We start from the raw sequence: 3,061 nt of genomic DNA, 5'->3' as shown, positions 1-3,061 counted from the left end.
ATGACCGCTTTATAGGATTCAACGTCATTGTACGGTACAGTAATGACTTCTTTAGATGTTCCTTTTGTGATGCCGCCAGAATCTGTGGTTCCTAAAGTAGCTGGGCCGCTGCCTGCTTCGACCAATACAAGGTCGAAATGACCATGGTATTGACCTGAGAATTTTACAATCAATTCACGTTGGGTATACGCGCGTGCGACACGAACCGTTGTCATAACGGCTTCAGTTCCTGAATTGGTAAAACGTACTTTATCCATTGAGGGAATAGCTTCCGTCAGCATTTTTGCAAAAGTGATTTCATGTTCTGTAGGAGTCCCGAATAAAACGCCTGTATCTGCAGCATGTTTAATCGCTTTTACAATATGTGGATGATTGAATCCTGTAATAATAGGACCATATGCGGCTAAGTAATCGATGTAACGATTTCCGTCAACGTCATATAAATAAGCTCCATCTCCATGATCCATCGTGACAGGATTTCCGCCGCCAACACCTTTAAATGAACGACTGGGACTATTGACTCCTCCTACAATGACTTTGTTTGCTTCTAAAGCTAAGCGGTCACTTTGAGTATGGTTTAACATAAATAATTGCCTCCTTAAAAAGTAAAATCATTACTATTGTAAAACTCTTATCTTATAAGTGCAATCTTTCCTGTAAGGAAAGGACTAGGATTTATTTGCAAAGTTTGAACAGAAAAGTTATTATTAAAATGTAAACACTTATTACAAGATGATAATAAGTATTAAGTGATAATTAAATTTTATATCAGTTTATAAACAACGTTTAGCTAATTGATTTTGAGAGGAGGAGAAAGATGACTTCAAATCATTTAGTAGCCCAGTCGATTGAAAAATTAAAAAGAGCCCATATCCGTATCACACCACAACGTCATGGAATATTAGAATATTTAATTGAAAATGATAATCATCCAACAGCTGATGAAATCTATCAGGCTTTAGCCTCAAGATTTCCTAATATGAGTGTTGCTACCGTTTATAATAATTTACGCTTATTTACTAAAGTTGGTTTTGTAGACGAGATGAATTATGGCGATGCTTCAAGCCGATTTGATTTTACATCTGCACAACATTACCATGCAATCTGTGAGATTTGTGGTAGAATCGAAGATCTTTATTACCCTGGATTAGAAGATATCGGTGAAGTAACAACGAATTTAACGGGTTTTGAAGTGAATCGCCATAGATTAGAAATTTATGGGATTTGCCCTGAATGTCAACAAAAGAGAGAAGAAACAACTCATTCTACGTTTTCTGAATAAGGATAGAATAGTTACTGAAAAATCACCTGATAAGGGTGATTTTTTATTCGCATATAGTTTTTAAAAATAGGAGCTAGATTGACATAAAAATAGATTCTCTATACTATGGATACTAAAGTGAATGAACTAGAAGTTATAAAGTATATAAATTATGTGAAAGGAGCATCTAATGTCAACCCTCAATGATGTTGCTAAAAAAGCAAATGTATCAAAAATGACTGTATCAAGAGTAATCAATCATCCTGAGCAGGTTACAGATGAGTTGAAAGTACTTGTATTTGAAGCGATGGAAGAACTCAACTATCGACCAAATGTTGCTGCGAAAGCATTAGTAAACAATCGCACGCAAGTTATTAAACTATTTATCCTGGAAGAAATGGACACAACTGAACCGTATTATATGCATTTATTAACTGGAATCGCGAGAGAGCTAGACAATCGACATTATTCTTTACAATTGGTCACTAAAAACAACTTTGACATTGGATCCTGTGATGGGTACATTATGTGCGGCATGCGTGAAAATGATTACGAATGGATCAGTGGAGCCACAAAACCGGTTGTATTATTTGGTGAAAATCGACACGGATATGATTTTGTTGATTCAAATAATAAAGAAGGTGTCGCACGTGCTACTCAATATGGAATCGATTTAGGTTATAAAAAGATTATTTATATTGGAATCGATGTAAAAGAACCATTTGAATATTCAAGAGAAAATGGATACATGTCTACACTTCAAAAAAATAAAATGGAGCCAGAGATTCGACGATTCAAGAACCGCTCACGCTATGCAGCTGATTTTATTAAAGAAAACTGGAATATTTTTGAACCTAGCACACTATTTATTTGCAGTTCAGATCGTTTAGCTATGGGGATACAACGAGGGATTCTTAGTATGGGTGGAGACATTCCATCTGATTTTGGGATCATTGGACATGATGGTGTATTTTTGGATCAAATTGCATTTCCGCAATTGACTACTGTAAAACAGCCTGTTATCAAGATGGGTGAAGCTTGTGCTAAAATGATACTAAATAAAATTGAAAAGAAAAATGCTTCTCAAGGGGAATTGTTTTTCACACCTGAGCTTATTGTAAGAGGAACAACCACTGAACAATAAATCTTGTTGATATTAAAATTTAGATATGAGAGTAGGATCACCATGACTAAAGCTATGATTATCGTAAATCCTTCTTCAGGTGCAGAAGAGTCTGAGAACTATACTGAACAATTAAAAGAACAATTAAAAGCAGTTGCTTCTGAATTTGTCATCAAAAAAACCAAGAAATCAGGAGATGCTAAAGAATTTGCTGAAGAAGCAGCTTTAAATGATTATGAAGCCGTTTTTGTTTTGGGAGGAGATGGGACTGTTAGTGAGGCAGTGAATGGTTTGATGTTGCATGAGTCTAAACTGCCATTAGGAATCATTCCGCTTGGAACGGTCAATAATGTTGCTCGAGCTGTAGGTATTCCAATGAATCCGGAAAAGGCTATCGATTCATTAGAACAATTAACCGTTCAGCAAATCGATGTAGGAAAGTTGAATGATCGATTTTTTATCAGTTCGACTTCCGTTGGTCCTATACCTGAGTCCGTTCAAGAAGTAGATGTCGATATGAAAACAAAATTTGGCGTATTTGCTTATTTGATAGAAGGTATCAAGGCATTAAAAAATGATGAAACCTATACTTTTGAATTAGATATTGACGGAGAAAAATGGACAGCCGAGTACAGCCTGCTCTTGATTGCTATGAGTAATTTTGTAGGTGGTGTAGG

4 protein-coding genes are annotated in these 3,061 nt (G+C 35.7%); 3 read left to right on the top strand and 1 reads right to left on the bottom strand.

Going from position 1 to position 3,061, the window contains the following annotated elements:
• The coding region (locus tag ABS911_RS14835) for an aminotransferase class III-fold pyridoxal phosphate-dependent enzyme (protein ID WP_350468195.1) at positions 1-584 on the bottom strand (584 nt) is incomplete at its 3' end.
• Between the two features lie 233 nt (positions 585-817).
• Here ABS911_RS14835 and ABS911_RS14830 point away from each other — a divergent pair.
• The 3 genes from ABS911_RS14830 to ABS911_RS14820 all read left to right on the top strand — a co-directional run.
• Positions 818-1,282, top strand: coding sequence for a Fur family transcriptional regulator (locus ABS911_RS14830; protein ID WP_187949080.1), 465 nt, complete (start codon positions 818-820; stop codon positions 1,280-1,282).
• Positions 1,283-1,451: 169 nt separating this feature from the next.
• A complete protein-coding gene (locus tag ABS911_RS14825) occupies positions 1,452-2,405 on the top strand; it encodes a LacI family DNA-binding transcriptional regulator (RefSeq protein WP_350468194.1) in 954 nt (317 codons plus the stop codon).
• Positions 2,406-2,447: 42 nt separating this feature from the next.
• Positions 2,448-3,061: diacylglycerol/lipid kinase family protein (locus ABS911_RS14820; protein ID WP_350468193.1), on the top strand; the 614-nt coding region annotated here is incomplete at its 3' end.

Source organism: Carnobacterium sp., from assembly GCF_040274425.1.
This window is presented reverse-complemented; position numbering and strand designations above follow the sequence as displayed.

Excerpts from the sequence above, each read along its gene's own strand:
- ABS911_RS14830 (WP_187949080.1), top strand. The coding sequence starts at position 818 with ATGACTTCAAATCATTTAGTAGCCCAGTCGATTGAAAAATTAAAAAGA.
- ABS911_RS14825 (WP_350468194.1), top strand. The coding sequence starts at position 1,452 with ATGTCAACCCTCAATGATGTTGCTAAAAAAGCAAATGTATCAAAAATG.